General features: G+C 59.4%; 15 protein-coding genes. 11 read left to right on the forward strand and 4 right to left on the reverse strand.

The features are described from left to right. The first annotated feature begins 3 nt into the window (after positions 1 to 3). Entirely contained in the window at positions 4 to 1122 is a 1119-nt protein-coding gene (locus tag DTJ15_RS01965; protein WP_081562951.1) for a glycerol dehydrogenase, read from the forward strand. Between the two features lie 257 nt (positions 1123 to 1379). Here DTJ15_RS01965 and DTJ15_RS01970 read toward each other — a convergent pair whose 3' ends face one another. Further along, on the reverse strand, positions 1380 to 2891 hold the full coding sequence (locus DTJ15_RS01970) for a globin-coupled sensor protein (protein ID WP_081562952.1): 1512 nt from the start codon (positions 2889 to 2891) through the stop codon (positions 1380 to 1382). Positions 2892 to 3341: 450 nt separating this feature from the next. Between DTJ15_RS01970 and DTJ15_RS01975 the strand changes: the two genes are divergently transcribed. From DTJ15_RS01975 to DTJ15_RS02000, 6 genes are all read left to right on the forward strand, one after another. Then, the gene (locus DTJ15_RS01975; protein WP_146046907.1) at positions 3342 to 3857 is read left to right on the forward strand and encodes a hypothetical protein; all 516 of its coding nucleotides are present in this window, start codon (positions 3342 to 3344) and stop codon (positions 3855 to 3857) included. A 79-nt stretch (positions 3858 to 3936) separates the two neighbouring features. Next, positions 3937 to 5142, forward strand: a complete 1206-nt coding sequence (locus DTJ15_RS01980) for a hypothetical protein (RefSeq protein WP_081562953.1) — start codon at positions 3937 to 3939, stop codon at positions 5140 to 5142. 127 nt (positions 5143 to 5269) lie between these two features. Then, complete coding sequence (locus tag DTJ15_RS01985; protein WP_086431148.1) at positions 5270 to 6493, forward strand: hypothetical protein; 1224 nt, start codon at positions 5270 to 5272, stop codon at positions 6491 to 6493. Between the two features lie 16 nt (positions 6494 to 6509). Next, a complete protein-coding gene (locus DTJ15_RS01990) occupies positions 6510 to 7646 on the forward strand; it encodes an asparaginase (protein WP_081562954.1) in 1137 nt (378 codons plus the stop codon). A gap of 74 nt (positions 7647 to 7720) precedes the next feature. Further along, positions 7721 to 8950, forward strand: a complete 1230-nt coding sequence (locus tag DTJ15_RS01995; protein ID WP_081562955.1) for an SMP-30/gluconolactonase/LRE family protein — start codon at positions 7721 to 7723, stop codon at positions 8948 to 8950. Positions 8951 to 9082: 132 nt separating this feature from the next. Then, positions 9083 to 9985 carry a GIY-YIG nuclease family protein gene (locus tag DTJ15_RS02000; RefSeq protein WP_086431210.1) on the forward strand — a complete coding sequence of 301 codons (903 nt, stop codon included), beginning with the start codon at positions 9083 to 9085 and terminating at the stop codon, positions 9983 to 9985. On the opposite strand, the gene gpmA is transcribed toward DTJ15_RS02000, so the two are convergent. Further along, complete coding sequence (gene gpmA / locus DTJ15_RS02005; RefSeq protein WP_283162637.1) at positions 9947 to 10684, reverse strand: 2,3-diphosphoglycerate-dependent phosphoglycerate mutase; 738 nt, start codon at positions 10682 to 10684, stop codon at positions 9947 to 9949. The two genes, DTJ15_RS02000 and gpmA, sit on opposite strands and share 39 nt — an antisense overlap. 182 nt (positions 10685 to 10866) lie before the next feature. On the opposite strand from gpmA, the gene DTJ15_RS02010 reads away from it, so the two are divergent. Next, on the forward strand, positions 10867 to 11406 hold the full coding sequence (locus DTJ15_RS02010; RefSeq protein ID WP_081562957.1) for an HdeD family acid-resistance protein: 540 nt from the start codon (positions 10867 to 10869) through the stop codon (positions 11404 to 11406). Between the two features lie 68 nt (positions 11407 to 11474). On the opposite strand, the gene DTJ15_RS02015 is transcribed toward DTJ15_RS02010, so the two are convergent. Beyond that, positions 11475 to 12533 carry an isocitrate/isopropylmalate dehydrogenase family protein gene (locus DTJ15_RS02015; RefSeq protein ID WP_249109299.1) on the reverse strand — a complete coding sequence of 353 codons (1059 nt, stop codon included), beginning with the start codon at positions 12531 to 12533 and terminating at the stop codon, positions 11475 to 11477. A gap of 280 nt (positions 12534 to 12813) precedes the next feature. Here DTJ15_RS02015 and DTJ15_RS02020 point away from each other — a divergent pair, with 280 nt between their 5' ends. The 3 genes from DTJ15_RS02020 to DTJ15_RS02030 all read left to right on the forward strand — a co-directional run bounded on the left by DTJ15_RS02020 (position 12814) and on the right by DTJ15_RS02030 (position 17602). Further along, on the forward strand, positions 12814 to 14124 hold the full coding sequence (locus DTJ15_RS02020) for a citrate synthase (protein ID WP_086441530.1): 1311 nt from the start codon (positions 12814 to 12816) through the stop codon (positions 14122 to 14124). A gap of 52 nt (positions 14125 to 14176) precedes the next feature. Next, positions 14177 to 16864: an aconitate hydratase AcnA gene (gene acnA, locus DTJ15_RS02025; protein ID WP_408902169.1), complete on the forward strand. Its 2688-nt coding sequence runs from the start codon at positions 14177 to 14179 to the stop codon at positions 16862 to 16864. Positions 16865 to 16945: 81 nt separating this feature from the next. Next, positions 16946 to 17602 (forward strand): invasion associated locus B family protein, encoded by a 657-nt coding sequence (locus DTJ15_RS02030; protein WP_043560795.1) that lies wholly within the window; start codon positions 16946 to 16948, stop codon positions 17600 to 17602. A gap of 15 nt (positions 17603 to 17617) precedes the next feature. Here DTJ15_RS02030 and DTJ15_RS02035 read toward each other — a convergent pair whose 3' ends face one another. Further along, positions 17618 to 18823 carry a multidrug effflux MFS transporter gene (locus DTJ15_RS02035; protein WP_086431146.1) on the reverse strand — a complete coding sequence of 402 codons (1206 nt, stop codon included), beginning with the start codon at positions 18821 to 18823 and terminating at the stop codon, positions 17618 to 17620. Between the last annotated feature and the right edge of the window lie 140 nt (positions 18824 to 18963).

Below are 18963 nucleotides of genomic sequence, written 5' to 3' on the forward strand. Positions count from 1 at the left end.
AGCATGGTTGAGAAAACCCCGCGCACCGTTTCAGCCCCCAAGAAATTCATCATCGGTACGGGTCTGCTGGCCCAGCTGCATGACTATGTAAAAGATTTTGGCGACAACGCTTTCATCATCAGCGATGAATTCTTTGTGGAGCGTGTCCAGAAGGAATCCGTGGCTGGGCTGGAGAAAGCCGGGCTGAAAGGCACAGCCGAGAGGTTCGGCTGTGAATGTACGGATGCCGAGATCAAGCGTCTGGGCGAGCTGGCCAAGACACGTGGTGCCAATGTCATTGTCGGTATTGGTGGTGGCAAGACGCTGGATACCAGCAAGGCCGTTGCCCATTATTACAAGCTGCCACTCATCCTCTATCCGACCATTGCCTCCACCGATGCACCCTGCATTGCGCTGGCTGTGATCTATACGGAGAAGGGCGAGTTCGACCGGTACCTCTTCCTGCCGCAGAATCCCGATGTCGTTGTGGCTGATACGGGTGTGATTGCCGGTGCCCCGGTGCGCTTCTTTGCTGCTGGTATCGGTGATGCCCTTTCCACATACTTTGAGGCCCGCGCCTGCTACCGGTCTGATGGGGTGAACCTTTCCTGCAAGCGTCCGTCCCGTACGGGACTCGGTCTGGCCCGCATGTGCTATGACCTGGTCTGCAAGAATGTTGATCTTGCCATGGATGCCGTGCGCAACAAGGTGCCGACCCGGGCTCTGGAAGAAATGGTCGAGGCAACCATTTATCTCAGCGGGACCGGTGCCGAGACGGGTGGTCTTGCCGCTGCTCATGCCGTGCATAATGGCATGACCGCTATCGAGGATCTCCATCATGCCCAGCATGGTGAGAAGGTGGTCTTTGGTCTGATGACCCAGCTGGTGCTGGAGAATGCACCGAAGGAAGAGATTGAAGAGGTGCTGCGTGTCGTGCGGGCAGCTGGCCTGCCGATGACCCTCAAGGAGCTGGGTGTCAAGGAGTTTGTGGAGGCTGACTGGCGCAAGGTGGCCGAGATCGCCTGCGATAAGGACGACACGATGGGCAATCTGCCCTTCAAGGTCACGCCGGATGATGTCTATCATGCCATGGTGGCTGCGAACGCCCTTGGTGAGCGCTATCGTGCCGCCCATCAGGCCTGAAAAGGTCCAACAGGGTGAGGTCATGGCAACATGACCCATTAGGGAAAAGGTCCGGGGTGCCAGGCTCCGGACCTTTTTTCATGGGGGATGGATACCATCAGTGATCTGTTGTTCAGCGGGACCGTCTTCCGCTGTCTGGCCAGTGCGACTTCAGGTCGGGTGGATGGTCAGAGAAGGGCGTTTGTTGTCCTGTCTGTCCTGTACTGCTCCATGGTGCAGTATGCCGACCGGCTGGAGGGGCACGGAGGCCCCCCGTATCATTTCTGTCCCCGGAGAACGAACCCATCCAGCAGCTGCCGTAGCTGGCGTGTCCGCTGGGCCATGTTGGAGGTGGCCGCAGAGGTTTCTTCCACCATGGCGGCGTTTTCCCGGGTGCCCTGGTCGATGGTGACGACGGCACCATTCACGTCCCGCAGGGCCGATGCCTGCTCAGATGTGGCCTTTGAGATCTCTCTGAGATGTGTGCCGATATTGGCCACGCTGGAGATGATGGTGTCGATGGCGCTGCTGGCATCCTTCATGATGGCTGAACCGGAATCAACATGGGTCTGGGAGGTATTGATGAGGTCCTTCACCTCTTCGGAAGCATCGCCCACCCGGTTGGCCAGTTTGCGGATCTCCTGCGCCAGGACACGGAACCCGCTGCCGGCTTCGCCCGCATGGGCGGCTTCAACACCGGTGTTCAGTGCCAGAAGGTTGGTCTGCGTGGCAATGTTGGAGATGACGTTGGTGATCTTGTTTACGGCTTCGGCAGAACGTTCAATCTCTTCCATGGCCGTGCTGGCACGGCGGATCATGGTGCCGAAACGTTCCGTGATGGCCTGGCACTCCTCAACGAACTGGGTCGCCTCGCTGACACGGGATTCGGTGGAAGATACCGTAGCGGTGATCTGCTCCACGGCAGCGGCCGTTTTTTCGACAGAGGCAGCCTGCCGTTCCGTGCGCTGGGCGAGGTCCTGTGCCGCGCTGTTGATCTCATCAGCGGTATTGTCGATGCTCTCCGTTGCCTCGCTGATGGTATGAAGCGTCTGGCAGAGGGACGAGATGGCGTGATTGAGGTTGTCCCGCATGGGGAGGTAGGTATTGGGGAAGTTCCCATCCACCGTGTGGGAGAGGTTCTTGTTGGCAAGGGCGTCGATGATGTGGCCAAAGCGCTCAGTCACAAACCGGCGTTCTTCTTCAATGGCCTCATCCAGTTTGCTCATTTCTTCCTTGTTGAGCTTTCTGGCTTCATCAATGTAGATGGAAATGGTGAGGTCCATGTCCAGGAAGACGGCCTTGCTGAGGCTGGCGAGGGAGTCCGTCAGCTTGGAGAAGGGCATCTTTGGGGGCAACAGCGGTGCCGGAGGGGCCAGCTGATTTGAGACATCTGCGATGATGTTGGCAAGCAGCAGGGCGTAGCCGCCGATGTACCAGCGTGGTTCCAGCCCGATTTCGGCGTGGGTCCGGCCGATGCGGCGCACCGTATTGGCATATTGCAGGCCGAAATTGGCACCTGCGATGTTCTTCCAGTAAGTCAGCTGCGCCTTTTTGGCTTTCTGTATCTGTGCTTCTGAGGAAAAAAAGCTTCTGGTCTGGGGGGTCCGGCGGACCGTGTCATAGAAGGCATCCAATGCCTTGGGCAGGCATCTGATGACGTATTTTTCAATACGGCGGATGGCCAGGCAGTCCTGTTCACCCAGTTGGAGGAAATGCAGCCGCTCTCTCAGGTCGTCAGTATCCTCAAGGCTTTCATTCGGGTTATGCATGATAGCTGAAAATTTTGACATGATTCCCTCGTGAAGTAACAGATATCACCATGGATAAGACTTAAAAAAGCCTTTTTAAAGCCTTATGGCGGATGGAAGCTTTCTGAAGTATTAAAAGAAATCTTATTTTAATATATTTGGTGTTCGTGTAGCCTGATGTTACCTTCTTCAGCATGTTGCGTTAACCATCTCATGCCGTTCCCTCTCTGAGGGCCAATCCCATCGGCTGTGTGGCTGTTGGCGAGGGCGAGGGGCATGAGGCTGGCCCATCAGCAACCATGTTACGTTTTTGTAACGCAGGTGTGTTTTATGGCGTTCATGTCATGAATTGCCAGTATTCATCAGGGAAAAAGCCAGATTCCAGCATGAGGATGAGGTTGTGCGTGGGGCGTGACTGACCCCTGAGGGGGTGTGCGAGGCCCCCTGTTCTGGTAGAATGGGCCCCGGCAATTTTTTATCCAGGAGGGGGCCATGGCCACAACCGCCAAAATCAGTGTTACTCTTGATCGTTCCAAGATGCTGAATTTCAATTCATCCATGTATGGGCCTGAGTTCCTTGAGCGTATTCTGGAGGCTGTGAAGGCGATTGCGCCCGAGCCTTATCAGGTTCAGGCCAATTTCGGGTCCGACATTGCTACGGTGGATGTCACCACGACAGAGGATGTTGAAGAATTTCCCGATACGGCAGCAATCTATGCGGCCATCCGGAAGACCTACGAAGAATGGAACCATGCCGTCCGTCAGATCGACGAAGAAAAGCTGGCTGACCTGCCGTTCGCCAAGGACCAGAAGCTGGTGAAGACGGAAGAGCATCGTGGTGAAGGCGATGCGTCCGACCGCTTCCTTGTCATCGATGTACATTATGATGATGAGGGTTTCATCGTGTACGAGATTGAAAAACTGGACCATGAGGGCAAGCCCATTCCCGATACCCGGGAGGCTGTCTCCTTGGAATATCTCGAGGAAATTTTTACAGCAGCTGAGTAAAAACGGGTCGCAGAAAAGCCACCATGGGCCGTGATACGTGTGTGGCTTTTCATTGAGTGTTTGGGAGAAAGGTCCCGAAATGTTCCAGTTTCTGTCTCACGGTCTGTCGTCGCTTTTTGCGCAGAGTCCGGAGCTGGCTTTTTTTCTTTCCATCGGTCTTGGTTTTTGGATAGGTCAGATAAAGATTGGTACGTTCCAGCTCGGCGGTATTGCAGGGTCGCTGGTGATGGCGGTCCTGATCAGCCAGTTTGGCGTCAAGATGGATTCTGACCTCAAGATCGTTCTTTTCGTTCTTTTCATCTATGCGGTGGGGTATAGCAGCGGGCCCGATTTTTTCCGCTCTCTGGGGCGGCAGTCCCTGCGAGAGATCATGCTGTCTGTCATTCTGGCTGTCAGCGGGTTTGCAACGGTTGTCGGGGTAGGGCGTCTGTTCCACCTGGACAAGGGCATGGCGGCCGGTCTGGCGGCAGGGGGGCTGACCCAGTCTGCCATCATCGGTACGGCCAGTTCGGCCCTTGCAGAGCTGGGATTGTCCGCTGCACAGTTGCAGCAGATGCAGGCCCATGTGGCCGCAGGTTATGCCGTGACCTATATTTTCGGTTCCATCGGTACCATCATTTTCTGCGTGGATATCCTGCCCTTCTTCATGCGGCGTGACATGAAGGCCGATGCCCTGGCGGCAGAGGCAGGGGGACTGCCGGAGGATGTGGGGGGTGAGACCGAGCAGCGTGGCGTTGTTCCAGCGGCGACCGATCTCGTCTACAACATGCTCGGCGTGGCTGTCGGGCTGGTCATTGGCCTTGTGGTCATCCGTGTGTGGGGTATGTCCCTGACGCTCGGTTGTGGGGGTGGGGCACTGATGTCCGGTCTGCTGTTCGGCTGGTGGCACAGGCGGCACGCCGGTTATGGGGAGATGCCGTCGTCTGTCTGTTCCTTCTGGGGCAATTTCGGTCTGGCTGGCTTCGTGGTGGTGACGGGGTTGCAGACAGGCCGGGAGGCTGTGGAAGTCATTGTCCATCAGGGGGTGCTCCTCCTGCTGCTCGGTATGGTGGTGACGATCCTGCCGCTGGTCATTACGGCGCTTATTGGCCGTTTCTTCATGGGGTACCGGAATGTCGCCTTGTTTGCCGGGGCCCTGTCGGGGGCACGTAGTGCCAACCCGGCCTTCAGTGAGGTCCTGGCCAAGGCAGGCAACAACACACCGGCCATCCCTTTTGTCATTACCTATGCCGTGGCCAATGTGCTGCTGACTCTTCTGGGGCCGTTCATTGTGGCTTTCGGGTAGGCTGTTCGCTGGCATCCATCCCGTCTGGATGGAACGTCCCATAATCGGTAAGTAATGTTCTGTAGAGAAAGCCTGGTTGGGAAACCGCCAGGCTTTCTCCATGACTGTTTGGAGAAAAGGTCACGGCATGTTCCAGCGTCTGTTTCACGGGTTGTCTCATCTTTTTGGAGAGAATCCAGAGCTGGCTTTTTTCCTGTCCGTCGGTTTTGGCTTTCTGATCGGGCGCATAAGGATAGGCGTGTTTCAGCTTGGGGGCGTGGCAGGGTCATTGTTGGTGGCCGTGCTGATCAGCCAGTTTGGTGTGCATGTGGGGTCCAGCCTCAGGACAGTACTGTTCATCCTGTTCATCTACGCTGTGGGATATCGCAGTGGCCCAAACTTTTTCCGCTCTCTGGGGCGGCAGTCCCTGCGGGAGGTGGCACTGGCGGTCATCATGGCCATCAGTGCGTTCGGGACCGTTATCGGGGTTGCGCGGCTGTTCCATCTGGACAAAGGCATAGCCGCCGGTCTGGCGGCAGGGGGGCTGACGCAGTCTGCCATCATTGGCACTGCCAGTTCCGCTCTGGAGAAGCTTGGCCTCCCTCTGGCGCAGGTGCAGCAGATGCAGGCGGATGTTGCTGTCGGCTATGCCGTGACCTATATCTTCGGGTCCATCGGCACCATCATTTTCTGCGCCACCATTCTGCCACTCTGCATGCGTCGCAATTTGCGGGATGATGCGCTGAAGGCAGAATCCCTGCCAGAAGATGCGACGGAGGATACGCTGCCTGCTGTCCAGAATGGGACGGTCCAGCGGACTGCCGTGCCGGTTACGACGGACCTTGTCTACAACATGCTGGGCATGGCGCTGGGGCTGCTGTTCGGGCTTGTGGTCGTTCATCTGGGCGGGGTGCCCATCACGCTGGGCAGTGGTGGTGGGGCCCTGCTGTCCGGCCTGCTTTTTGGCTGGTGGCATGGGCGACATCCGGGCTACGGCGCCATGCCGTCTTCTGTCTGCCTGCTCTGGGGCAGTTTCGGTCTGGCAGGTTTCGTCGCAGTGACAGGCCTTCAGACAGGTGGACAGGTCGTGGCGATCATTACCCGCCAGGGGGGAACGATTCTGCTGCTGGGCATGATCGTCACCATCGTGCCATTGGTGATCACGGCTCTTGTCGGGCGTTTTCTGCTGGGGTATCGGAATGTTGCCCTCTTTGCAGGGGCTCTTGCGGGGACACGCAGCTCCAACCCGGCTTTTGGTGAGGTTCTGGCCAAGGCTGGCCATGGCAGCCCTACTGTTCCTTTTGCCATTACCTATGCCGTGGCCAATGTGCTGCTGACCCTGCTTGGTCCGCTCATCGTGGCTTTCGTGTAAGAAAGGGCCGTCCATCATGACCATCCGACACACGCTGAACAGTCTGAAACCCCATAAGGGGGCCCGGCGCTGCCTGAAGCTGGCTTTTTCCGCTCTCAGGGTTCTTCCGCTTGGTACCGGGCTGGTGGCCGCCACCCCGGCTTCGGCGCAGGCAGGGCAGGGCATGGGGCGGTTGCCCCGTGTGCTCGTTCTGGCCACGGGGGGGACCATAGCGGGAAAGGCGGACCCACGTTCTGCAATCGGTTATGATGCAGGCTCGACAACGGGGCAGCAGCTTGTGGCCGCTGTGCCGGGTGTGGACAGGCTGGCCCAGCTTCAGGTGGAGCAGATCGCCAACATTCCTTCGCAGGACATGAATCACAAGGTCTGGTTCCGGTTGATGGAGCGTATCAATCAGGCTTTTGCCCGGCATGAGGCCGATGCCGTAGTCATCACCCACGGGACGGATACGATGGAGGAGACAGCCTTCTTTCTGGATACCGTCCTGCATCATGACCAGCCTGTGGTGATGACAGGGGCCATGCGTCCGGGCTCGGCCATCAGTGCGGATGGTCCGGCCAACATTTATGAGGCAGTCAAGGTGGCAGCCCATCCGCAGGCGAAGGGGCGGGGGGTGCTGGTCGTGCTGAATGATACCATCCATGCGGCCCATTGGGTCAGCAAGGCGGACAGCACGGTCCTGCAGACCTTCGTGTCCCGACAGACAGGGCCTGTGGGTATTGTGGACCCTGCCGCCGTACGCTTTTACGGGCCGCCGCGGCCCCGTCTGTTCCTGTCCCTGCCGGATGGAGCAACGCTGCCTGCTGTGGATGTGGTGTATGCGCATGCGGATATGGATGGTCGCCAGATTGATGATGCCATCCGTGCCGGTGTGAAGGGGATCGTCATTGCTGGAATGGGGGATGGCAATGTGTCGGCCCAGGCCATGCAGGCGTTGGACAGGGCCGTCCGGGCGGGGATTGTAGTCGTACGTTCCAGCCGTGTCGGTGACGGGTTTGTCAACCGTGATGTGGAAGTGGATGATGAGGCCCATCACTTCGTGGCGTCATATGACCTCAACCCGCAGAAGGCCCGTCTGTTGCTACAGCTGCTCCTGGCCGGTGGGGTGCAGGATGTCCAGGCCGTGCAGCGTGCTTTTGCCTTCGGGTATTGATTGCGTCGTGCTGAGTTCTACCTTGGTGTGAGTGCTGGATGTCGGCATGAAACGGGCCGGGGGAGGATGTGAATATGGATGAACCGATGCGGGATGGAAAAGCAGGGGCTGGTGGTTCTGCCGGCCGTCTGACACGCCGCGGTCTGCTGGCGGGTCTTGCAGGGGTAGCGGCGTCTCCCGTGGCGGGACATGCTCTTGGGTCCATCGTGTCGGGCCCGAGTGTGATTTCCTCCCCGCCCCGGACATGGGGTGCGGAGGAGACACCGGTCAATCTGCCCGACCCTGACGTGCTGGCGCTTGATCCATCCTTCGGGCTTGTGAATTATGGCAATGCTCCCTTGCGGAAGCTCTGGCAGGGGGCTGGCTGGCTGGAAGGCCCGGCCTGGTGTACGGTCGGGCGTTTTCTGCTGCTGAGCGATACGATCACGGGGTGCCAGTATCGCTACGACCCGGAGGATGGGCCGCAGGGCCATGTGAGCCTGTACCGGCGGGAAAGTTTTAATGCCAATGGCAACACGTTTGATGCTGAAGGGCGGCTGGTGACCTGTGAGCATGGGATGCGCCGGGTCATACGCTGGGAGCATGATGGCAGTGTCACCGTGCTGGCGGACCGGTACAGGGGCAGGACGCTCAACTCTCCCAATGATGTCGTGGCAGCACCCGATGGCAGCATCTGGTTCACAGACCCGGCCTACGGGGACGGAGTGGTGGAAGGCCACGCCGATGTGGATGGCCCTGCCAATCCCCAGCGTCATCTCAATCCTTATCTGGATGCGGAGCTGACAAGCCAGTATGGCGGGTTGCGTCGGCAGGAGGATCATACCTTCCGGGTGGATGCAAAAACCGGGAAGGTGGAGGCCGTGCTGGGGCAGAAGGATGTGGCAGGGCCCAATGGTCTCTGTTTTTCCCCTGATGGTAGCCGGCTCTATGTGGCGTCCTCTGGTGTGGGCCCTGGTGCGCAGCCGCCTTTGCCGGACCATGCCATCCATGTGTTCGACCTGAAACAGGGGCGGCCGACCAACGGGCGTCTCTTCACGGATTTTACGCTGGCTGGCCGGGCCATGCGCCCTGATGGCCTGCGCACCGATGTGGAGGGCAACCTCTGGTGCGGTGCCTGGGGGCCGCTGGGGCTTTGCGGTGTGTTCATCTATAATCCACATGGCCAGATGATTGGCCGTATCCGCCTGCCTGTCGGCTGTTCGAACCTCACTTTTGGGGGGCCGAAGCGCAATATCCTCTATATGTGCTGCGGGACGGCCCTGTTCAGCCTCATCACCGCCACGCAGGGTGCTGGCCACAGCTGAGCATCATCAGAGGTTACCCACAGTTCCGGCGGATGGAATGGTGGAGGAATCGGGGATGATGGTGTGAATAGAGGGTATGGAAAACGGCAGTCCGTTTTCTGATGTTTTTTGGAAGGACAGGACGGAATGCTCATGCCACATCCTCAGACCATCGAGATTTTTTTGCCGTCTGGGGATCCCCAGAGTCTGCGTGTCGCCTCGGTTGTGACCCGTACTGTCAGTCTGGTTGAAATTCCCCGGTCACAGCTGCGTCTTTTTTTACAAAGACCGGAAGCAGGGCGGGTGGGTCTTTATTTTCTTTTCGGGGAGGAAGATAAGACGGAACGGCCGAAAGTATATGTTGGTCAGACCGGAAAGTTGGGGGAGCGGCTGAAGCAGCATAACGGGGAAAAGGATTTCTGGAACAGGGCTGTGGTGGCTGTCACGTCGACGGATGTCTTGACCGAGGTGCATGCCCGTTTTCTGGAGGTGTGGTCTCTCAGGCAGGCAGAGGCGGTCGGCCGGTATGTGCTGGACAACAGACAGAAAGGCGGGGATTTCCCGCACATGTCTCCCTCCATGAGGGCTGTCTGTGATGAACTCTTTGAGACCATCAGCATTCTGTTGACGACTCTGGGGTATCCTGTTTTTAAACCGGTCCTGGAGCAGTTTCCTTTAGGTGAAGGGCAGGTTGCCCAAGTGCAGGATGATGTACCGGAACTGTTTTTCTGTCGAGGGACTGGTGTTGAAGGGCGGGGCCACTATACCGAAGAAGGCATGGTGATTTTGGCAGGGTCTTATGGACGCAGGTCTTCTCCGAGATATGAGGAATATGCTCCCCGTGCGGCGGAGGGGCGTCAGGAAGCTCTTGACAACGGTCTTTTGCGGTTGGAGGGAGAAAGGCTGGTGCTGACACGGGACACGCTTTTCAAGAATCCTTCGCCAGCTGCCAGCTTTTTGTTGGGACGTTCTGCCAACGGTTGGATAGAATGGAAAGATGGAGAAGGGCGTACCCTGTCACAACGGATGCGGGATGTCGTCGAGGATGATGTCTGAAGGTTCCAGATAGTGGGGCTGTTCAGGGTTGCCGGTATCATCCATTTCATAGACAAGTGGCGTGCCTGTCGGGATTTCCAGCGTCTGTGTTTCCTCGGGGGACAGGCCGTCCAGATGGCCGATGAGGGCCCGCATGACAGTCCCATGCGTGATGACAAGCAGGGACTGGCCCTGCCGCAGGGCTGGCAGCAGCATATCCTGCCAGTAGGGCAGCACCCGCTTCATGGTCATGGCCAGACTTTCGGCGCAGGGAAGATCGCATCTAGGGATGGAGGCATAGCGGGGGTCGTTCCCCGGATGGTGCGGGCTGTCCGGCTTTACAGCTGGCGGTGTGACGTCAAAACTCCGGCGCCATTGCTGCACCTGTTCCCGGCCGTAACGGGCGATGGTGTCGTCCTTGTTCAGCCCCTGCAGGGCACCATAATGGCGTTCATTCAGCCGCCAGCTCCTGTATTCCGGCAGCCATGACTGGTCCAGCTCGTCCAGACAGTGATGCAGTGTGTGGATGGTTCTTTTCAGCATGGAGCTGTGGGCTGCATCGAAGCGGAAGCCGTGGTGCCGCATCAGGCGGCCTGCCCTGCGGGCTTCCTCATGGCCGTTGGCGGAGAGGTCCAGATCATTCCAGCCCGTGAACAGGTTGGCCTCATTGCCCAGGCTCTGCCCGTGGCGCATCAGCACCAGCTTTGCCTCCGTCATCATGAGGGTCCTCCTTTCTGCTCCATGCCGTACTGTCATGCATGTGCGCATGGCAGGCCAAGATGGCAGGATATGTCAGGCTGGAAAAGATGGCAGGCATCATTATTACGCATGGCTTCTGATACTTGTCAGAAATGTGAATATACGTCATCCTTTTCAGGGAAGATTATGGAGGGATAAGGCTCATGACTGATAATCAGCAGAAAAATCTGGTAAAGCAGGAAGGTAATTGTGGAATCGTCATGGGGGCCCTGATCGTCCTCACGGGTGTGCTTGTGGCCATGACACCCGTGCTGAGCATCATCTCTCTTACGGCCCTCATTGCGGTCGGGCTTCTGTTCGTCGGGGTTTTCACGCTGGTGGATGTGTTCCGCCGGACAGGTATGGAACGCCGGATGCTGGATGGTCTCCTGGGTATTTTCTTCATCATCCTGGCCATCCTGATCTTCTTCAACCCCGTAGGGTCGGCCATCGGGCTGACGATCTGGGTTGCTGCATGGTTCATCGTGCGTGGCGTGATGGAGCTGGCCGGAATGGGGGCTTCGCCTTATGGCCGCAGCTTCATGGCGCTGGATGCCATCGTCAATATTGTTCTGGGCGTGACACTGTTCTGCATCAACCCGATCACGGCACAGGCGGCGCTGGGCTATTATGTGGCTATCAGCCTGATGTTCTGGGGCTTTTCGGTCATCCATCGCAGCATCCTGCTCAAGCATCTGGTCTGAGCCCTGCTTTCAGGCCTGGATGAGGTCAGAACCCGGCCAGAAAAGGCCGGGTTTTTTCATGTTCCGGTTCAGGGTTTCTCCAGGGCGTTTATGACGGCTCTGGTGAACTGGTCTGTTGTGGCCGTGCCACCGAGGTCGCCCGTGCGTGTGCCGTTCTGGAGTGTCTGGATGATGGCGGTTCTCAGGCGGGTGGCCAGGGCTGCATGGTTTGTGTGGTCCAGCATGAGGGCGCCTGCGAGCAGGAGAGCCGTGGGGTTCGCCCTGTTCTGTCCGGCAATGTCGGGAGCGGAGCCATGGACGGCCTCGAAGATGGCCATGTCTTTTCCAATATTGGCCCCCGGAGCCAGTCCCAGCCCACCTGTTAGACCGGATATCTGGTCGGAAAGGATGTCACCGAACAGATTGGTGGTGACAATCACATCAAACTGGGAGGGGGCGAGGCAGAGCTGCATGGCGCAGGCATCCACGATCCGTTCATCACAGGCGATGCGCCCTTCATAACGGGCGGCAACCTTGCGTCCTGTTTCCAGGAAAAGGCCGCTCATCAGCTTGAGGATGTTGGCCTTGTGGACCAGCGTTACCTTTCTGCGACCATGGGCCAGTGCATAGTCAAAGGCATGGGTCACGATGCGTTCGCATTCGGCCCGTGTTGTATAACCAGCTGAAAGAGCCATGCCCTGCGGGTCATCGCCCTGGGGAAGATAATAGTCACGGGCGGCGTAATAACCCTCGATATTTTCCCGGATGAGCACGATGTCCAGCCCGTCATAGCGGCGCAGGTCATCCCGTGGGAGAAGAGTACGGGCAGGGCGTATGTTGGCGTAAAGGTCGAATTTCTGGCGCAGTGTGACATTGACGGAGCGGAATCCCGTGCCGCTGGGCGTGGCCAGCGGTGCCTTGAGGGCAAGGCGGGTGCGTTCCAGGCTGCGGAGGGTGGCGTCCGGCAAAGGGGTTCCTTCGTCTTCCAGAGCATGGACTCCGGCTTTCTGCTCGTCCCAGAGGAAGGGGGCGCCAAGGGCCGCCAGAACCTCTTTTGTGGCCCGTGTGATTTCCGGGCCGATTCCATCACCGGGAATCAGTGTTACGGGTATGGGTTGTCCTGCTGTGGAGGATGTGTGGGCTGACATGGGGGGGAATTCTCCCTGAAAATGGGGCTGTGTGCCCTCTTCATGCCCGTGGTGGGTGAACCTTTCTGTCTGGCCGGTGGCATGATCCAGCCAGAGAGCACCAGCTCATCATGCTTCATGGGAATGTGACAAGAGCTGGAAGATAAAGATTTTTTTGTAGAGCATGATGCTTGCGGGGGCAGGAACTATGTGCGTTACTCAAATATAACGATACCGAAATTAAATGGACTGTTCCGGTGTTGTTTCGCAGGGAGGTCACATCATGGGGATCCGTGAAGTAATGGCAGCACAGCAGGATGCCGGGCAGTGGGTGCTTCGCAGGGTGGAGGGAACCGCGCAGGAGGTGCCGCTGGGCAGCATGAAGGGGCAGCTGGGGCCGGATGTGGTGGACATGCGGACCCTCTACCGGCGGGCGGGTGTGTTTTCCTATGACCCCGGTTTTGCCAATACGGCATCCTGCATGAGTGCCATCACCTATATTGATGGTGAGGCCGGGATATTGCTGCATCGTGGCTACCCGATTGAGCAGCTTTGCCAGAAAGCGAGTTTCCCGGAAGTCGCCTGGCTGCTGTCGCACGGAGAGCTGCCTGATGCACGGCAGAAGGCCCGTTTCGAACATGGGTTGATGGCTGAGGCACATCTGCATGAGCAGATACGCAACTTCTTCAACGGGTTCCGGCGGGATTCCCACCCCATGGCCATGCTCTGCGGGACGTTGGCTGGCCTCTCCAGCTTCTATGGCAATCAGGGAGCGGACCAGCGGCACCGTATCACATCAGAGGAGCGGGAGATGTCTACCCTGCGGCTTGTGGCCAAGATGCCGACTCTGGCAGCCTGGGTCTACCGCTACAGCCGGGGGTTGCCGCTGATCTACCCCCGTCCGGGACTGAGCTATGCGGAGAACTGTCTGCACATGCTCTTCTCCATGCCGGAAGCAGCCTGGGAGGTGAATCCGGTTCTGGCACGGGCCTTCGAGAGGATTCTGATCCTTCATGCCGACCATGGGCAGAATGTTTCTACATCCACCGTGCGGACGGTGGGGGCCACGGGGGTCAATCCTTTTGCGTGTGTCGCTGCTGGTGTGGCGGCGCTCTGGGGGCCAGCACATGGCGGTGCGAACGAGGCCGTGCTGGATATGCTGGATGAGATCGGTACGGTGGACGGCATTCCGGCTTTTATGAACCGTGTCAGGAATCAGGAGGATGGTACGCGGCTGATGGGCTTTGGCCACCGTGTTTACAGGAATCTGGACCCACGGGCCGGGCTGATGCGGAACATCTGCCATGAAGTGCTGGCAGAGCTCGGGATGGATCATGATCCCCGTCTCGAGCTGGCCATGAAGCTGGAAGAGACAGCCCTGAATGATGAGTATTTCATCTCCCGGCGGCTTTATCCCAATGTGGATTTCTATTCCGGAATCATCCTCCGGGCGATGGGGATTCCGTCCTCCATGTTCACGGTGTTTTTTGCTGTGGCCCGTACAGCGGGATGGGTTGCCCAGTGGAAGGAAATGCTGGAGAGCCGCGCAGGCATCAGCCGTCCCCGTGCCCTTTATGTCGGGCCGGACAGGCGGGATGTGCCGGCGTCCTGAGGAGCAGCCGGCTGAAGAAACAGGGCACGAGACTGGCAAGCGGGAGGGCATGATGACTGGAACAGACAGGACAGCCGGGCAGGGGGGCATTCCATGGCAGAGGCTGGAGCATGAGGGGCAGAGTTATCGATATGTATCGCTCCCCCAGGCTCTGGCCGGAGCGGGGGAGAAGGCGCAACGCCTGCCTTATGTGTTGAAGATCGTTCTGGAGAACGTGTTGAGGCAGGGGCAGCATGATGCGGCGGCGCTGGTGACGGGTTGGGCTGAGACCTGCCATGCCGAAGGTGAGATTCCGTTCCGTCCGGCCCGTATCCTGATGCAGGATTTTACAGGTGTTCCCGCTGTGGTCGATCTTGCCGCCATGCGTGACGGCATGAAACGGCTGGGTGGTGATCCGGAGGAGGTCAATCCGTTCATCCCTGTAGATCTTGTGATTGATCATTCCGTGACAGTGGATGTGGCGGGGCAGAAAGATGCTCTGGAGCAGAATGTGGCCCACGAGTTCAGCCGCAACCGGGAGAGGTACAGCTTTCTGCGCTGGGGGCAGCAGGCCTTCGACAATTTCCGGGTCATTCCGCCAGAGGCCGGCATCTGCCATCAGGTGAATCTGGAATATCTGGCTCCGCTGGTCATGCGGAAGGAGGAAGAGGGCGTGACAACCCTTTTCCCGGATACGGTCTTCGGAACAGACAGCCATACGACCATGATCAACGGCCTTGGTGTTCTGGGCTGGGGTGTTGGTGGCATCGAGGCCGAAGCCGCCGCCTTGGGAGAGGCCATTGCCATGCGTCTGCCCGATGTGGTGGGGGTGTATCTGGAGGGACGGTCCGCTCCCGGCGTGACAGCGACGGACATCGTGCTGACCCTGACAGAACAACTCCGGGCGGAAGGGGTTGTCGGCAAGTTTGTGGAGTTTTTCGGTCCGGCGCTGGACCACCTGCCGGTGGCGGATCGGGCCACCATTGCCAACATGGCACCTGAATATGGAGCGACCTGCGGCTATTTTCCACCCGATGCACTGGCCATGGACTATCTGACCCTGACAGGCCGTTCGCCGGATCATGTCCGGCTCGTGGAAGCGTACCTGCGGCAGCAGGGACTGTTCCGGGAGGGTAATGAAACACCGCTTTTCACCACTGTGCTGAGTCTGGACCTGGGGACGGTGAAGCCTTCTGTTGCCGGGCCGAAAACACCCTCCCAGCGTCATGACCTTCCTGCCGTGGCAGAGACCAGCCGGGCCGCCTTGGCGGCCGAAGGACAGGGGGATGTCCGTTTCCCCATCCGCACGAAGGATGCCGCCCTTGCGGGGGAAAGCCTTGGTGCCGGGGATGTCGTGCTGGCAGCCATTACATCCTGCACCAATACATCCAACCCTGCGGCCATGCTGACAGCAGGGCTTCTGGCCCGGAAGGCCCGTCAGCGGGGCCTGAAGGTGGCACGGCGCATCAAGACCTCTCTGGCCCCGGGCAGCCAGGCCGTAACCCGGTATCTGGAACGGGCCGGTCTGCTGGAGGATTTCAGTGCGTTAGGGTTTGAGATCGTTGGTTATGGCTGCACGACCTGCATCGGCAATAGCGGCCCTTTGCAGGCTGACATTGCCCGGACGATCACGGAGCATGATCTGACAGTTGCCGCAGTGCTGTCCGGGAACCGTAATTTCGAGGGGCGTGTTTCCCCTCATACGAAGCTGAATTATATCACCAGCCCACCGCTCGTGATGGCCTATGCCTTGGCCGGGACCGTGACACGGAATCTTGCGGTGGAACCTCTTGGCCATGATGAGGCCGGTCAGCCTGTCATGCTGGCCGATATCTGGCCCGGCGGGGATGAGGTGGCGAATCTCATGGCGCAGTCCGTCGTGGCGGAGGCCTTTGCCCGTGGCTATGCGACTGTGGAGCGGGGGCCTGCCCAGTGGCAGGCACTGGGAGACGGCAAGGCCGGTGCAACGTTTGCGTGGGATGGGTCTTCAACCTACATCCAGTCACCGCCGTGGCTGGAGGAGGCTGCCGGCGTGACGGGGCCAATCCGCAAGGCCAGGATTCTGGCCCTGTTCGGGGACAACATCACGACGGATCATATTTCTCCGGCCGGAACGATTGCCATCGGTTCGCCTGCTGCCCGGTATCTTGAGGAGCATGGCGTCTCACCGGCGCAGTTCAACTCTTATGGCAGCCGCCGTGGGAATGATCGTGTCATGGCACGGGGGACATTTGCCAATATCCGTATCCGTAATGAGATGATCCCCGGTAGTGAGGGTGGCGTGACCCGGCACTGGCCAGATGGGGAGGAAGGAGCCATTTTCGATGCTGCTGCCCGGTATCAGCAGGAGCAGGTACCGCTGGTGGTGGTAGCGGGGCGGAATTACGGCATGGGGTCATCACGGGACTGGGCAGCGAAAGGCCCCCGTCTCCTGGGGGTAAAGGCTGTCATTGCCGAGGATTTCGAACGGATTCACCGGGCCAATCTGGCAGGGATGGGGGTTCTGCCCCTTACCTTTCCCAAGGGGGTGACCCGTCAGACGCTCGGCCTGACGGGGCAGGAAGAAGTGAGCATCGACCTTCCGGCCCGGCTTGAGCCCCGGCAGCCTGTCCGTGTGTGTTTTACGGCACCGGATGGTATGGAGCAGGTCGTGCAGGCCACCCTCCAGCTGGAGACGGAGGCTGAGCTGGCCTATGTCGCCCAGGGGGGTATCCTGCCTTATGTGTTGCAGCGCATTGCGGATGGCGGGAGCGTGCGGTGACGGCATGGTCCATGTTTTCCTGATGATGTGTGTGCCGGTTGGTGTTACGGTGGCGGCATGACCGTAGAAGGAGAAAGAAAGATGTTCAGACGCCCTCATGCCGTCATGGTGATGACACTTGGTCTGCTGTCTGCCGTGCCAGCTTCTGCGGCTGGGCCGAAGGATGGTCGGGCCGCAGCTGTGGAAGCCGTGACGGAAAAAGGGGGAGGTCTGCCGGAAATCATGGCGGCTGAACATCCGGGAGTAACGGCCCGGTCCGCCTTTGCCGGGCCTTGGCGTTATGGTTGTGCCTATCCGGCCAAGGGCAGCCGACAGGGGACGCAGTTCTGCACCATCCAGCTGGAACGCATGACGGGGACGACGATGGATAGCGGATTTTTCCTGCTGGCTCATGCCACGCCAGACCTCATCAGGAAGCCGCTGGCCCAACAGCCCTGGCAGATCAGCCTGAACCTGCCGACACGCTTGCCGTTCGACATGAAGGCCACTCTTCAGCTGAGCGTGGATAACGGGCAGGCCGTGCCTTTGCCCCTGCAATCCTGTGACGAGACAGGCTGCATGGCCCAGCAGGAGCTTCCGGCCAGTGCCGTGCAGGCTCTGTCATCGGGGAAGACGGCACAGCTGACGGCGAAGACGAAAACGGGCGAGACATGGGCCTATGAGTTCCCGCTCTCCGACATCCAGACGGGGATGCAGCAGATTGCAGGCTGGCTGGAGCGGGGCGAGCTGAACCCGTAAGAAGCGGGCCGACCTTCAGCCCTTCCTGCCATCACGGATGAGCAGCAGGAAGACGAGGCTGAACAGCGAGGCCACGCAGATGATCGTGGCCATGGGGCGGGGTGTGGCATCCGCCAGCAGCCCCACCAGCCCGGACCCGATGATGCCGCTGCCATAATGGACGGCTCCCGTCATGGCGGAGACGGTGCCCGCATGGGCGGGGTCATCATGCAGGGCACCGGAGAGGGAATTGGCCACGATGAATCCGGCCATGGCGACATAGAGGAAGAGCGGCAGGAACAGCCCCCACAGTCCGCCATAATCAGTCCAGACATCAGCGACCAGCCAGAGCGAGACCAGAACGCTGATGATGACCCCCATGACAAGCAGCCTGTCGCTGCCCCATGCGTGGACCAGCCGGGCATTGATCATGTTGGCCGTCATGATGCCCACGATGCCCATTCCGAAGAGCAGCGCATAGAGCAGGGAGGAGGCGTGGTGGTAGCTGATATAGGCAAAGGGGGAGCCGGAAATGTAGGCGAACGTCCCCGCATAGTAGCAGCCGCCGGCACAGGCATAGCCCAGCAGGCGGGGGCGGCGGATGAGGTGGGCATAGTGTGAGAAGGCATGGAGAACGGAGTGGGGGCGTTCATCCCGCTTCGGCAAAGTCTCCGGCAGGAAGAACAGGCTGCCGAGCATGATGAGGCCCACACAGACCAGACTGACGAAGATGGCCCGCCAGCCCCAGAAGGCCAGAATCTGTCCGCCAACCAGCGGGGCCAGCAGAGGCGTGATGGCCGTGACGGTCATCAGTGTGGAGAGCATCTGGGCGGCACGGTGGCCGTGATAGAGGTCCCGCACCATGGCCCGGGCGATCACGACATTGGCGCAGGCCCCGATGGCCTGAAGGAGGCGGAAGGCGATGAGCGTCGTGATGGAACCGGCAGCGGCACAGCCTGCCGACCCGAGAGTGAACAGGACCAGCCCGATGGCAATGGGCAGCCGTCGGCCATAATGGTCACTGACCGGCCCCCAGATGAGCTGGCTGAAACTGAACCCCACCAGATAGCCGGAGATCGTCCAGGCCATTTCACCTCCCGGCGCCTGCAGGGCCTGCGCCATGGTGGGCATGGCTGGCAGGTAGAAATCGGTGGAGATGGCCGCAAACCCCATCAGGACGCTGAGAATCCCCAGCAGGCGGAGGGAGTGGACGGTTGGTGGCTGTGTGGCGGTGGAGGACATGCCTCAAGAGATGCGGGGCCGTTGTCGGCCTGTCAAGCAGGGGCGGTACATGGGCATGGCGGGTTTCTGCCGGAGTGACCTTGCCATGCCGGTCCAGATCGGCACGATGGGGCTGGTGATGGATGGTGCGGATCATCCGG

It is taken from the genome of Parasaccharibacter sp. TMW 2.1891, assembly GCF_023337675.1.
Taxonomy (GTDB): domain Bacteria; phylum Pseudomonadota; class Alphaproteobacteria; order Acetobacterales; family Acetobacteraceae; genus Bombella; species Bombella apis.

Excerpts from the sequence above, each read along its gene's own strand:
- DTJ15_RS01970 (WP_081562952.1), bottom strand. The coding sequence starts at position 2,891 with ATGTCAAAATTTTCAGCTATCATGCATAACCCGAATGAAAGCCTTGAG.
- DTJ15_RS02020 (WP_086441530.1), top strand. The coding sequence starts at position 12,814 with ATGGCAGCACAGCAGGATGCCGGGCAGTGGGTGCTTCGCAGGGTGGAG.
- DTJ15_RS01990 (WP_081562954.1), top strand. The coding sequence starts at position 6,510 with ATGACCATCCGACACACGCTGAACAGTCTGAAACCCCATAAGGGGGCC.
- DTJ15_RS01965 (WP_081562951.1), top strand. The coding sequence starts at position 4 with ATGGTTGAGAAAACCCCGCGCACCGTTTCAGCCCCCAAGAAATTCATC.
- DTJ15_RS01985 (WP_086431148.1), top strand. The coding sequence starts at position 5,270 with ATGTTCCAGCGTCTGTTTCACGGGTTGTCTCATCTTTTTGGAGAGAAT.
- gpmA (WP_283162637.1), bottom strand. The coding sequence starts at position 10,684 with ATGATGACGGAGGCAAAGCTGGTGCTGATGCGCCACGGGCAGAGCCTG.
- DTJ15_RS02010 (WP_081562957.1), top strand. The coding sequence starts at position 10,867 with ATGACTGATAATCAGCAGAAAAATCTGGTAAAGCAGGAAGGTAATTGT.
- DTJ15_RS02015 (WP_249109299.1), bottom strand. The coding sequence starts at position 12,533 with ATGTCAGCCCACACATCCTCCACAGCAGGACAACCCATACCCGTAACA.
- DTJ15_RS01995 (WP_081562955.1), top strand. The coding sequence starts at position 7,721 with ATGGATGAACCGATGCGGGATGGAAAAGCAGGGGCTGGTGGTTCTGCC.
- acnA (WP_408902169.1), top strand. The coding sequence starts at position 14,177 with ATGACTGGAACAGACAGGACAGCCGGGCAGGGGGGCATTCCATGGCAG.
- DTJ15_RS01980 (WP_081562953.1), top strand. The coding sequence starts at position 3,937 with ATGTTCCAGTTTCTGTCTCACGGTCTGTCGTCGCTTTTTGCGCAGAGT.
- DTJ15_RS01975 (WP_146046907.1), top strand. The coding sequence starts at position 3,342 with ATGGCCACAACCGCCAAAATCAGTGTTACTCTTGATCGTTCCAAGATG.
- DTJ15_RS02000 (WP_086431210.1), top strand. The coding sequence starts at position 9,083 with ATGCCACATCCTCAGACCATCGAGATTTTTTTGCCGTCTGGGGATCCC.
- DTJ15_RS02030 (WP_043560795.1), top strand. The coding sequence starts at position 16,946 with ATGTTCAGACGCCCTCATGCCGTCATGGTGATGACACTTGGTCTGCTG.
- DTJ15_RS02035 (WP_086431146.1), bottom strand. The coding sequence starts at position 18,823 with ATGTCCTCCACCGCCACACAGCCACCAACCGTCCACTCCCTCCGCCTG.